This window comes from Orlajensenia leifsoniae (assembly GCF_004570845.1).
GTDB lineage: Bacteria > Actinomycetota > Actinomycetes > Actinomycetales > Microbacteriaceae > Orlajensenia > Orlajensenia leifsoniae.
In genome coordinates this window covers 593,157-604,697 of record NZ_SPQZ01000003.1, presented here as the reverse complement: position 1 = coordinate 604,697, position 11,541 = coordinate 593,157, and the positions used below count along the sequence as shown (strand labels likewise).

General features: G+C 68.6%; 11 protein-coding genes. 2 read left to right on the top strand and 9 right to left on the bottom strand.

All coding sequences use genetic code 11. The features are described 5' to 3' along the window. Both E4M00_RS10765 and E4M00_RS18185 read right to left on the bottom strand, forming a co-directional pair. Entirely contained in the window at positions 1 to 1,344 is a 1,344-nt protein-coding gene (locus tag E4M00_RS10765) for a threonine/serine exporter family protein (protein ID WP_135120481.1), read from the bottom strand. Between the two features lie 171 nt (positions 1,345 to 1,515). Then, entirely contained in the window at positions 1,516 to 1,638 is a 123-nt protein-coding gene (locus E4M00_RS18185) for a hypothetical protein (protein ID WP_268765619.1), read from the bottom strand. A 97-nt stretch (positions 1,639 to 1,735) separates the two neighbouring features. On the opposite strand from E4M00_RS18185, the gene E4M00_RS10760 reads away from it, so the two are divergent. Beyond that, a complete protein-coding gene (locus E4M00_RS10760; protein WP_135120480.1) occupies positions 1,736 to 2,650 on the top strand; it encodes a LysR family transcriptional regulator in 915 nt (304 codons plus the stop codon). A 134-nt stretch (positions 2,651 to 2,784) separates the two neighbouring features. Next, entirely contained in the window at positions 2,785 to 3,558 is a 774-nt protein-coding gene (locus E4M00_RS10755) for an enoyl-CoA hydratase/isomerase family protein (protein WP_135120479.1), read from the top strand. A gap of 105 nt (positions 3,559 to 3,663) precedes the next feature. On the opposite strand, the gene E4M00_RS10750 is transcribed toward E4M00_RS10755, so the two are convergent. From E4M00_RS10750 to E4M00_RS10720, 7 genes are all read right to left on the bottom strand, one after another. Next, a complete protein-coding gene (locus tag E4M00_RS10750; protein ID WP_135120478.1) occupies positions 3,664 to 5,157 on the bottom strand; it encodes a CoA-acylating methylmalonate-semialdehyde dehydrogenase in 1,494 nt (497 codons plus the stop codon). Between the two features lie 74 nt (positions 5,158 to 5,231). Next, complete coding sequence (locus E4M00_RS10745; RefSeq protein ID WP_135120477.1) at positions 5,232 to 6,554, bottom strand: aspartate aminotransferase family protein; 1,323 nt, start codon at positions 6,552 to 6,554, stop codon at positions 5,232 to 5,234. A 170-nt stretch (positions 6,555 to 6,724) separates the two neighbouring features. Beyond that, positions 6,725 to 7,876, bottom strand: a complete 1,152-nt coding sequence (locus E4M00_RS10740; protein WP_135120476.1) for an ABC transporter substrate-binding protein — start codon at positions 7,874 to 7,876, stop codon at positions 6,725 to 6,727. Between the two features lie 58 nt (positions 7,877 to 7,934). Next, the gene (locus E4M00_RS10735) at positions 7,935 to 8,705 is read right to left on the bottom strand and encodes an ABC transporter permease (protein WP_135120475.1); all 771 of its coding nucleotides are present in this window, start codon (positions 8,703 to 8,705) and stop codon (positions 7,935 to 7,937) included. Continuing rightward, positions 8,702 to 9,562, bottom strand: a complete 861-nt coding sequence (locus E4M00_RS10730; protein WP_135120474.1) for an ABC transporter ATP-binding protein — start codon at positions 9,560 to 9,562, stop codon at positions 8,702 to 8,704. Before E4M00_RS10730 ends, E4M00_RS10735 begins: the two co-directional genes overlap by 4 nt. Further along, entirely contained in the window at positions 9,559 to 10,524 is a 966-nt protein-coding gene (locus tag E4M00_RS10725; protein ID WP_135120473.1) for an ABC transporter permease, read from the bottom strand. The genes E4M00_RS10730 and E4M00_RS10725 overlap by 4 nt, the downstream gene beginning before the upstream one ends. Next, positions 10,521 to 11,537, bottom strand: a complete 1,017-nt coding sequence (locus E4M00_RS10720) for a TIGR03842 family LLM class F420-dependent oxidoreductase (protein WP_056170549.1) — start codon at positions 11,535 to 11,537, stop codon at positions 10,521 to 10,523. Before E4M00_RS10720 ends, E4M00_RS10725 begins: the two co-directional genes overlap by 4 nt. Positions 11,538 to 11,541 lie beyond the last annotated feature (4 nt).

Genomic DNA, 11,541 nt, shown 5'->3' with positions numbered 1-11,541 from the left:
CTATTGCCCGCGTCGGAAGACGCGCTTCCAGGAGCCCGGCGTTCCGGGCTTCAGCGGGGCGACGACCCCGGGGAGGTCGATGTGGAAGTTGCCGAGCTCCTGTGCTCCGTACCGGATGCTGCGATAGACGGCCGTGCCGATGAGCACTCCGAGTGCGATGGCGATCACCGTCGTCAGAGCCGAACTCAGGTCCTGGTCGTTGGCGTCGGCGCCGAAGACCTCGGTCAGTCCGATGAGCCCGGCCGATCCTGGAACCAGGATCCAGAAGGCGGGCAGGAAGGTGAGCTGCGACGGCACTCCGCGGCGGAGCGATTCGATCCAGAGCACGAGTGGCGTCATGAGCAGCGCGCCGAAGAATCCGCTCAGGGTGGCGCCGAAGACGACGCCGCCGAGGAGTTGTCCGCCGTAGGCGACCACCAGCACGAGCAGCACCCAGCCGAAGGTGCGTGGCGGCGACGAGAAGTGCAGGTAGTTTCCGGCAGCGAAGAGCACGAGTCCGATGAGGGGCACCCACCAGAGGTAGAGCCGCTCCGAGTCGCTCGACATGTAGCTGTAGCCGTCGATCCCGACGAGGGTTCCTGCCGCGAGGATGCCGAAGGCGAGGAGGGCCAGTTGCACGAAGCCCGTCACGAGCCGAGCCGTTCCGGCGATCATCTGGCCTGCCGCGAGTTCGACCGTGCCCGTCGTGAGGAGACCACCCGGGAGGAAGGTCACGAGGGGAGCGATGAGCACACGCAGCGGGTCGGAGATGCCGAGGGTGTCTGCGAGCAGGAACACGACCAGCGACGAGATGAACGCGGCCACCACGGGGAAGATGAGGGCGAGCGTGGGAGAGCGCAGGAGCTTCAACAGCCCGACGAGAAGGCCCAGAGCGAAGGCGACGGCCGCGCCCTGCCAGCTCGGGAACAGCATCAGGGCGAGGCCCAGCGTGAGCACGCCGTGGCCGAAGACGCGCAGCGGCCAGCCGAAGCGCGGCGTCGACTCGCCGATCGCGTTGAGCTCGTCGATCCCCTCCACGGGATCGATGGCGCCGTCGCGAGCACGTCGGACGAGGGCCGAGAGCTCGGCGATCTGGTCGAACCTCAGGCTCGACCGCACCTTGGAGGAGATGGCGACGCGGGTGTCGGTGGCTTCTCCCGTCTGGACCATGATCATGGTGGGGAGCACGGCGAAGTTGGCATCCGGTGCGCCGTAGGCGGCCGCGACCTCCTGCATGATCGCCTGCACCCTGTCGACGGATTCGCCGGCCGCCGTCAGGCCCTCGGCGAGGCCGACGAAGAAGCGACGCAGCTCGCCGTCGTCCGGCGAACGCAACTCGCTCTCATCGGGTGCGATCTCAGCCATGTCGGCCAACGTATCGGCTGCCCCGGTCAATGCGAAGGGCCTTGCGGAAGGCCGCGGGGGTGGCAATGAGAAAGGCCGCCTCCCGCGCCGTCCCTGGCGTGGTGGCGGCCTCAGCGCATCCGGAGTTCGTCTGTGCGGCGAACCGAGCGGATGCGAATGCCCGCTCTCTTCCTAGAAGATGCGGACGTACTCGCGCTTGGGGGTGCGGCCGTAGCCGTCCGTCGCGAGAAGGGTGAGGGTTCCGGCGATGGCGCCGACCGCGATGATGCCGAGGATGATGAGCAGCGCGGTCATGATGGAGCCTTTCGAGTTGGGTGGGTACTGTCATTCTGCTCCGCGCAACCTTGCAGCACAATCGAATGATTCTGCATGATGGATGTAGGTTGGCTACATGGATGTGCGACGACTCGACCTACTCCGCGAACTCTCCGAGCGCGGCAGCGTCACGGCCGTCGCCGAGGCCACCCACCGCACGCCCTCAGCGGTGTCGCAACAGCTCAAGGTGCTCGAGCGGGAGGCCGGCATGCCGCTCACCGAGCGCAGCGGTCGCGGCATCCAGCTCACCGGCGCCGGCATCGCCCTGGCCCGCAGCGCGACCGACGTCGCCGTGGCGCTGGAGCGGGCGACGGCGCTCTGGGACGAGTTCCGCAATCACCCGAGTGGCGAGGTGCGGCTGGCCACGTTCCCCTCGGCCGGCCAGGTGCTGCTGCCCGGCGTGCTCGCGGATGTGGCGCTCATCCCCGGACTCGTGGTGCACTGCTCCGACGGCGACGCCGAGTTGCTCGACTTCCCGTCGCTCACGGCCGACTTCGACATCGTGCTGGCGCACTCGCTGCGCGGCACTCGCGCGTGGGGCGGTCGGGGGCTCCGCGCCGTTCCCCTCATGGTCGAGCCGCTCGACATCGCCATCCCGCCCGACCACCGCCTCGCCGGACGCAGCTACCTGACCCCCGCCGACGTGATCGACGACCCGTGGATCGGCGTGCCCGTCGGCTTCCCGTTCGAGCGCATCCTGCACGACATCGAACAGGTGGCCGGGCACCGCGCGACGGTGTTCCAGCGCATCAGCGATCTGCGCATGGTCGAGTCGTTCGTGGCAGCCGGCCTCGGCATCTCGCTCATCCCGCGGTACACCTCGGGCGGCATCGACCCGAGCCGCGTCATCCTGAAGCCCCTGCGGGGAGTGGATGCCGAGCGGGACATCGTGGCGCTGCTGCGCCCTGATGTGGCGGAGCGCCTGGCCGTGCGCACCGTCGTCGACATCCTGCGCACCCGCGCGGCCGACATCGAGGCGGCGCACGCGTAGGAGGTGGCGATCTTCGTTCTCGAAGGCCTCCGGTGCACGACAAGCTCTCAACGTCGGATCGCGCGGACGGTGTGCGATTGCGGGGACCGACAAGTCTGCAGCGTTCCGGGGAAGGCGTGAGTAGGCTGCCGCAGGTGAGCGACACGATTCTCCTCGAGGTGACGGACGGGCTCGCCCACGTCACGCTCAACCGCCCCGAGCGCCTCAACGCGATCAACCCCGAGGCCGCCGAACGCTGGCGCGACATCGGGCGCGAGATCGCCGAGCGCGACGACATCGGCGCCGTGCTCTTCGATGCCACCGGCCGCGCGTTCTGCGCCGGCGGGGACGTGCGCGAGATGGGCACGACGGTGGGTGACGGATCGGCGATCGCCGCGCACGCCGACGTGATCCACGCCGGCCACGTGTTCTTCCGCGAGAGCGGCAAGCCCATCGTGGCTGCAGTGCAGGGCGCCGTCGCCGGCGGCGGACTCGGCTTCATGCTGTGCGCCGACGTGATCGTGGCGTCGGAGCACGCGAGCTTCGCCAGCAAGTACTCCGACATCGGCCTCACCCCCGACTGCGGCGTGAGCACGCTGCTGCCCGAGGCGATCGGCATGCGGCGGGCCCTCGAGCTCACTCTCACGTCACGGCGGCTGACGGCATCCGAAGCCCTCGACTGGGGACTCGTGACCGAGGTCGTCAGCGTTGATACGGGCGGAGCGGATGCCGTCGCCCGGCGTGCGCGCGCCATCGCCGAAGCGTGGCTCGCCGGGGCGACCGGAGCGTTCGGTCAGGCGAAGCGACTGATGCTGGCGAGCCGCGGGAGAACCTTCCAGGAGAACCTCGACGACGAGGCGCGCACCATCGGCGCCGCGTTCGGGACGCCGGAGGCGCAGGCGCGCATCGCGGCGTTCAGCTCCCGCTAGAAGACGCTTCGACCGCGCGCTGCGCGCGGGCCTCAGCGAGCGGGTCCTCGAGAACCGCTCGCTGAGGACCCGACGAAGTCGGCGTCCGAAGCGCTTCGATACTCCCTAATCGTGCTGCGGGAAGCCCAGGTTGATGCCGCCGTGGCTCGGGTCGAGCCAGCGCGAGGTGATGGCCTTCTCGCGGGTGAAGAACTGCACACCGGCCGGCCCGTAGGCCTTGGCGTCGCCGAACAGCGAGGCCTTCCACCCGCCGAAGGAGTGGTACGCCACGGGCACCGGGATCGGCACGTTCACGCCGACCATGCCCACCTGCACCTCGCGCTGGAAGCGCCGGGCGGCGCCGCCGTCGTTGGTGAAGATGGCGGTGCCGTTGCCGTACCTGCCGGCATTGATGATGCCGAGTCCCTCCTCGTAGGAGGACACCCGCACGATCGACAGCACCGGGCCGAAGATCTCGTCGGTGTAGACCGATGAGGTGAGCGGCACCTTGTCGATGAGCGTCGGCCCGAGCCAGAAGCCGTCGGCGTCTCCATCGAATTCGCCGTCTCGCCCGTCGACGACGACTGTCGCGCCATCCGTCGCAGCCACATCGATGTAGGAGGCCACCTTGTCGCGGTGCACCTCGGTGATGAGCGGTCCCATGTCGCAGGAGCGGCGGCCGTCGCCCGTGGTCAGTCCGGCCATGCGCTCGGTGATCTTCGCGACCAACTCGTCGGCGATGGAGTCGACCGCGAGCACCACCGAGATGGCCATGCAGCGCTCGCCCGCCGACCCGAAGCCGGCGTTCACCGCGGCGTCGGCGGTCAGGTCGAGGTCGGCATCCGGCAGCACCAGCATATGGTTCTTGGCGCCGCCGAGGGCCTGCACGCGCTTGCCGTTGGCCGACGCCGTCTCGTAGATGTACTGCGCGATCGGCGTCGAGCCCACGAAGGAGATGGACGCGACGTCCGGATGCGTCAACAGGGCGTCGACGGCCTCCTTGTCGCCGTGCACCACGTTGAAGACGCCGGCCGGCAGCCCCGCCTCGGCGAACAGCTCGGCCATCCAGATGGCCGCAGACGGATCCTTCTCCGACGGCTTCAGCACCACGGTGTTGCCGGCTGCGATCGCGATCGGGAAGAACCAGAGCGGCACCATCGCCGGGAAGTTGAACGGCGAGATGATGCCGACGACGCCGAGCGGCTGGCGCACCGTGTAGACGTCGACCCCGGTCGAGACGTTCTCGGAGTAGTCGCCCTTGGTGAGGTGGGCGATGCCGCAGGCGAACTCCACGACCTCGAGGCCGCGCGCGATCTCACCGCCGGCATCCGAGAGCACCTTGCCGTGCTCGCTGGTGAGGATCTCGGCGAGCTCGCCCTTGCGCGAGTTCAGCAGCTCGCGGAACGCGAACATCACCTGCTGGCGACGTGCGATCGAGGTCTCGTTCCAGGCCGGGAACGCTGCTGCCGCAGCCGAGACGGCGGCACCGACGTCTGCGACGCTGCCCAGCCGCACCTCCTTCTGCACGATGCCCTTCGCGGGGTCGTAGACGGGCGCCGTGCGCGTCGACTCTCCCGCACTGGCAGCTCCGTTGATCCAGTGGTCGAGCGTGGTGGTCATGATGGGTCCGATCTGTGTTCGTGGATTCTGAGGTGAGGTGTGTGTGGTCTCGATACGCGTCGACTTCGTCGTCGCTACTCGACCAGCGGGAGTGAGAGCACCTCGTCGTAGGTGGCGAGCGCCTCGGCGACCTCGTCGTCGGTGACCGTGCAGGGCGGCACGACGTGGATGCGGTTCTCGGCGACGAACGGCAGCAGGCCGCGCTCGACCAGTGCGCCCTTGATGCGCCCGATCACGGCGGCGCTCACGGGTTCCCGGGTCTCGCGGTCGGCGACGAGTTCGAGCGCCCAGAAGACGCCCTCGCCGCGCACCTCGCCGATGATGTCGTGCTTGGCGAAGAGCTCCTCGAGCCCGGGCCCGATGGCCTCCCGGCCCACGCGGGCGGCATTCTCGACGATGCCCTCCGAGCTCATGGCATCGAGTGCCCCGACGATGGCCGCCATGGCGAGCGGATGCCCGCTGTAGGTGAGTCCGCCGGGGAAGACCGCCGTGTCCCACGTGGCCGCGATGGCATCGGAGATGATCACGCCGCCTGCCGGCACGTAGCCCGAGTTCACCCCCTTCGCGAAGGTGATGAGGTCGGGGACCAGGTCATAGCCCTCGAAGGCGAACCAGCGCCCTGCGCGTCCGAAGCCGCACATGACCTCGTCGGTGATGATGAGGATGCCGTAGCGGTCGGCGATCTCCCGCACGCCCGCGAGGTAGCCGGGCGGCGGAATGAGCACCCCGGCCGTTCCGGGGATGGTCTCGATCAGGATGGCCGCGATCGACGACGGGCCCTCCGACTGGATGACGCGTTCGAGGTGGCGCAGCGCCCGCTCGGACTCCTGCTCCGGCGTCGTCGCCCAGAACTCGCTGCGGTAGAGCCAGGGTCCGAAGAAGTGCACGTGGCCGCGAGCGTACTCGTTGGGGATGCGGCGCCAGTCGCCCGTCGCGACCACGGCAGCACCGGTGTTGCCGTGGTACGAGCGGTAGGTCGAGAGGATCTTGTCACGGCCCGTGAACAGGCGGGCCATGCGGATGGCGTTCTCGTTCGCATCCGCCCCGCCGTTGGTGAAGAAGACCTTGTTGAAGCCGGCCGGTGCACGGTCGGTGATGCGCTTGGCGGCCTCGCCGCGGGCCAGGTTGGCCGTGGCCGGTGCGACCGTGGTGAGGAGGTCGGCCTGCTCGTGGATGGCCGCGATGACCGCCGGATGCTGGTGGCCGATGTTCGTGTTGACCAGCTGCGACGAGAAGTCGAGCCAGCTGCGGCCGGCGTGGTCCCAGACGCGGGAACCCGCGCCGCCGGCGATGACGAGCGGATTCAGCCCGGCCTGCGCCGACCAGGAGTGGAAGACGTGCGCGGCGTCGAGCTCGCGCGTGCGGTCGTCGAGTTCGGAGAGGTCGAGGTCGGTCATGCTGCGTGCCTTTCATCCACCGCTGGTCGAGTAGCGACCGAGCTTCGCCCGGTCGCTACTCCACCAACTTATGAAGCGTTGTTCAGTTGTGAGATCTCGATACGCGTCCGACTCCGTCGGGCGCTACTCGATCTGATTCGTGCACTTCGCTTCGCTCGCTGAAGCCCGAATCAGTTGCCGCCCTCGGTGAGGGTGACGTCGATGGGCGCGAAGTCGGCGCCCAGGGTGTCGACCCCCTCGTCCTTCAGTTCGGCGAGAGCCTTCTCCACGTACTCGTTGGAGTAGGCGTCCTCGGGCGGATCGGTCGAGATGATGGTCGCGCCGGTCTCGTTCTTCGTCTTCATCGCGATGTCGACGGTCTGGTCCCAGGCCGCCTCGTCGACCATGCCGATGCCGTCGGTCGAGGGCCAGATCAGCTTGTTGACCTCGTTGGTCATCCAGAGCTGGTGGCTCGCGCCCAGTGTGGAGCCGGCGGCGGTCACGATGGCGGCAGCCTTGTCGGGGTTGTCGCGCGCGTAGACCCAGCCCTTGATGGAGGCCTTGATGAAGGCCACCGTGGTGTCGGCGTAGTCCTCGTCGTCGGCCAGCCTGTCGGCATCAGCCCAGATCGCATCCTGCAGCATCGCCGTTCCGACGTCGTTCCAGTTGATGACGTTGAGCTCGTCCGGCTGGTAGAGCTCACCTGTGGCGGGGTTGACGGTTTCCAGCACCTGCGCGTACTCGTTGTACGTCATCGCCTGCGCTGCGTCGATGTCGCCGGCGAGGAAGCCGTTCATGTCGAAGGCCTGCTGCACGAGCGAGATGTCGCCGACCTCCACGCCGTCCTTCTGCATGCCGGCGAAGAGCTCCCACTCGTTGCCGTAGCCCCAGCTGCCGACCTTCTTGCCCGCGAGGTCGGTGGGCGAGGTGATGTCCTTGTCCTTGAAGGAGATCTGGGTGGTGGCGCTGCGCTCGAAGATCTGCGCGACGTCGGTGATGTGGGCGCCCTGCTCGATGGAGCCGAGCACCTTGGGAACCCACGAGATGGCGTAGTCGACGTCTCCCGATGCCAGGGCATCCTGCGGAACGATGTCTGCGCCTCCCTCGACGATCTCGACGTCGAGGCCCTCATCCTCGTAGTAGCCCTGGTCGACGGCTGCGTAGTAGCCGGCGAACTGGGCCTGGGAGAACCACTGGAGCTGGAGCTTGACCGGAGTGAGCTCGCCGTCGGCCGCCGACGACGAGTCGTCGCTGCTGCCGGTGCTGCTGCATCCGCTGAGAACGAGTGCGGAGACGGCCAGTGCTGCTGCCGTGCCGATCGCGTACTGTCTGCTGCGTTTCATTTCTTCCTCCTTCATGTGGTGCCTGGGTGCATCGTGCGCCGGATGACCGGCGCACGATTTACGCGCTCGGACGGTGCCGGGACGCGAGCTTCTCGAGGGCCAGGGTTGCCGAGTAGAACAACAGGCCGAGGATGATGGATCCGAGGACGTAGGCCCAGGCGAGCGCGTAGTTGCTGCTCGACGCCGCCGAGGTGATCGACTTGCCGAGGCCGCCGACGGGGCCGCCGAAGTACTCGGCGATGAGCGCCGAGATGACGGCGAGGGAGGACGCGATGCGGAGGCCGGTGAAGACGAAGGGCGTCGCCGTCGGCAGCGTGACGACTCGGGTCGCCTGCCACGGCGTCGCGGCTGTGGCACGCATGAGATCGCGGTGCACCGGACGCACCTGCCTGAGCCCCCGGAGCGAGTTGAGGTAGACCGGCACGAACACGGCGATGGCTGCCACGATCTGGCGAGCGGTCTCTTCAGCCGCTCCGAACATCGTGTAGAGCACCGGCGCGAGGGCGACGATCGGGATGACGGAGAGTGCAGCCACGAGCCCGGCGCTCAACTCGTCGATGATCGGAAGCAGCGCGGCGATCACGGCCGAGACCACCCCGACGATGCCGCCGACGATGAGGCCGATGAGCGCGTTGGTTCCGGTGACGACGGATGCCGCCCACACCGTCGGGACGTTGTCGATGAACTGCGTGAAGATCGACACCGGACTGGGCAGCACGAAGGGCTTGATGTCGAGGGCCATGACGGTGAGCTGCCAGATGAGCAGCGCCCCGATGCCGAGGATGAGGGGAGCGGCGACGGCGCGCGCCGACCCGATCTGCGGCCTCATCGGTTCTCGACCCCTCGCGCGCCCGCCTCGGCCGGCGCACCGTGGAGCAGCTCGCGCACCTCGCTGACCGCGTCGAAGAAGCCGTCGGCCTCGCGCAGGCCCTCGCCGCGCTGGCCGGAGGAGCCGAGGGCGACGGGCAGGATTCCCTGGATGCGCCCGGGCCTGGGCGACATCACGACGACGCGGTTGGAGAGGAAGACGGCCTCGGGGATGCTGTGGGTCACGAACACCACGGCCGCCTGCGTCTCACCGCAGATGCGCACCAGTTCGTTCTGCATCCGCTCGCGCGTCATCTCGTCGAGGGCGCCGAACGGCTCGTCCATGAGCAGCAGGTTGGGGCTCTCGGCGAGAGCCCTGGCGATGGCGACGCGCTGCTGCATGCCGCCGGAGAGCTGGTCGGGGTACTTGGAGCCGAAGTCGCCGAGGCCCACGAGTTCGAGCAGCTCGGCCGTGCGCGCCTTGCGGCCCGCCGCCGCCATGCCGTGCAGCTGCAGGGGCAGCTCGATGTTCGCGGCGACGCTGCGCCACGGCAGCAGCCCGGCCTGTTGGAACGCGATGCCGTACTCCTGGTCGAGGCGGGCCTTCTTGGCCGTCTTGCCGAAGATCCGGATCTCGCCCGCCGTGGGCTGGTCGAGGTCGGCGATGAGGCGCAACAGGGTGGACTTGCCGCATCCGCTCGGCCCGATCAGGCTCACGAACTCACCCGGCGACACCGTGAGGTCGATGCCGTCGAGGGCGGTGACGGTGCTCTCGCCCCGGCGGCCGGTGAAGACCCGGGAGACGCCGGTGATGCTGACGGCGTCGGATGCGGCGCCTGATGCTGCGCCCGCACCCGGGGTGGTCGTCTGATCGGTCATGCTGGAACCTCTCCACGGCGGTACCGGCGCAGGAAGACGCCGATGAGACTGACGAAGCCCGCGGCCACGAGGCCCACGAGCACGGCGCCGAAGATGGGCGCGTACGGTTTGGCCGGGTCCCCGCCCGCTGCCGCGGCGAACTCGACGACCATGCGCCCGATGCCGCCGCGCAGGCCGATCGACACCTCGGCGACGATCGTGCCGATGACGGCGCTGGCCGCGCCGAGCCGGAGTGCCGGCAGCAGGTAGGGAACGCTGGCGGGCAGGCGCAGCCTGAACAGCGTCGTCCACCAGCCGACGCCGTAACTGCGCATGAGCTCGATGTGGTTGGTGTCCGGCGAGTTGAGACCGCGGAGCGCGCCGATCGAGATGGGGAAGAAGGCGAGGTAGCTGGCGATGAGGGCCACAGACATCCACGGCTCCCACTCGAAGGATCCGATCTCGATCTGCGCGCCCCAGCGCCGCACGAGCGGGGCGATGGCGATGAGGGGGACCGTCTGGCTCAGCACGATCCACGGGAACAGTGCGGCCTCGGCCGTGAGGAAGCGCTGCATGAGCAGGGCGAGGAAGAGACCGACGATCACTCCGGCGATCCAGCCGACGGATGCCACTCCCAGGCTGAATGCCGAGGCCTGCAGCACCGCCATCCACATCGGCAGGGCGTTGGCGGCGCTCGAGACCGGCTCGAACAGACGGCCGACCATGTCCACGACGTGCGGCATGGCGAGGTCGGTGGTGCGCGGGAGCACCGTGACGCCGCCGACGATCACGCCCTCGGCCGGGCCGAGGGCCTTGTAGAGCTCCCACACCACGGCGAGCAGCAGCACGCCGAGGGCGCCCAGCCCGAAGCGGCGGAGGAAGGCTGCGCCACGCAGCGGTCGTCGGGTCGAATCCTCGACGATTCCGGGCACCGTGCCGATCGACCCCGCGTCGACCGCCTTCAGCGCCTCGGACACGCTCATGCCTTCGCCGTGATGTGGTCGGAGAGTGCCGGGATGACGGTCTCGCCGTACACGCGGAGGGTCTCCTCCTTGTTGTCGTGCTGCAGGTAGCCGGCGAACTGGTCGACTCCGAGCGCCTTCAGCGCCTCGAGCTTCTCGATGTGCTGCTCTGCGGTGCCCATGATGCAGAACCTGTCGACGATCTCGTCGGGCACGAAGCTGGCATGCGAGTTGCCCGCACGGCCGTGCTCGTTGTAGTCGTAGCCCTCGCGCCCGGCGATGTAGTCGGTGAGGGCTTCCGGCACGTCGCCATGGACGCCGTACTTCGAGACGATGTCCGCCACGTGGTTGCCGACCATGCCGCCGAACCAGCGGCACTGGTCGCGCATGTGCTCCCAGTCGTCGCCGATGTACATGGGTGCCGCCACGCAGAACTTGATCGACATCGGGTCCCGGCCGACGGCTTCTGCGGCATCCCGAACCGTCTTGATCATCCAGGCGGCGATGTCGAGGTCGGCGAGCTGCAGGATGAACCCGTCGCCCACCTCACCGGTGAGCTTGAGCGCGAGCGGACCGTAGGCCGCCACCCAGACGTCGAGCTCCGAGCCGCGACTCCACGGGAACTGCAGTTGCGAGCCGTTGTACTCCACCGAACGAGAGTTGCCGAGCTCGCGGATGACGTGGATCGACTCGCGCAGCGTCTTCAGGGTGGTGGGGGCCCCGTTGGTCACGCGCACAGCCGAGTCGCCGCGGCCGATGCCCACGATGGTGCGGTTGCCGTACATCTCGTTGAGGGTCGCGAAGACCGAGGCCGTCACGGTCCAGTCGCGGGTCGCCGGGTTGGTGACCATCGGCCCGACGATCACCTTGCGCGTCTCGGCGAGGATGGCGCTGTAGATGACGTAGGGCTCCTGCCAGAGCAGGTGCGAGTCGAAGGTCCACACGTGGCTGAAGCCGTGGTTCTCGGCGAGCTTGGCGAGCTGCACCGTGCGGGACGCGGGCGGGTTGGTCTGGAGGACTGCTCCGAAATCCATGGGG